General features: G+C 63.3%; 1 protein-coding gene. It reads left to right on the top strand.

The features are described from left to right. Positions 1–458: group II intron maturase-specific domain-containing protein (locus tag C7G61_RS43005; protein WP_274542323.1), on the top strand; the 458-nt coding region annotated here is incomplete at its 5' end. Positions 459–682 lie beyond the last annotated feature (224 nt).

Genomic DNA, 682 nt, shown 5'->3' with positions numbered 1-682 from the left:
GGCTGGGACTGAGCCTCAACGAGGGCAAGACCTCGCTGAAGGATGCCCGCCAGGAGCGCTTCGACTTCCTCGGCTACTCGTTCGGGCCTCATTACTACAAAGCGAACGGCCGGCGGTATCTGGGCGCAAGCCCGTCCAAGAAGAGCGTGCACCGGCTCAAGGCGACGGTCGCCAACTTGCTGACGCCCGGCCACACTGAACCATGGGACGAAGTGCGCGATAGGCTGAACAGGTCCCTGCGCGGCTGGTCGACCTACTTCGCCTATGGGACATGTCGGCCGGCCTTCCGTGGGATGGACCAGTCCGTCACCGAGCGCGTGCGCGCCTTCCTCGCCCGACGGCATAAGGTGCATGGGCGCGGCAACCGACAGTTCACCTTCGACGTGATCCATGGTGAACGCGGTGTGCTGGCTCTGGAGCGCTTGCCCCGAACTGCCCCGCCGTGGGCCTTGCGATGAAGCCAGTCGGAGAGCCGGATGCGGTAGCGCCGCACGTCCGGTTCGATGAGCGGGGATGGGAAACGGGGCGTTGCCGCATGGCCCAAGCTACCGCGCCCATCCTCGACTCTACCTCCTGAGACGTTGGCCCCTGGTCCCCTTCAGCGCTTAAGAGCTGACCTTCAATCAGCGGAATATGAAAGTTTGATTCCGATTAAGTGGTGAATCTGCGCTGGAAGACACAC

The sequence above is a fragment of the Bradyrhizobium algeriense genome (assembly GCF_003062295.1).
Classification (GTDB): Bacteria; Pseudomonadota; Alphaproteobacteria; order Rhizobiales; family Xanthobacteraceae; genus Bradyrhizobium; species Bradyrhizobium algeriense.
The sequence above is the reverse complement of the archived record's forward strand: the minus strand, read 5'-3'. Positions and strand labels throughout refer to the sequence as shown.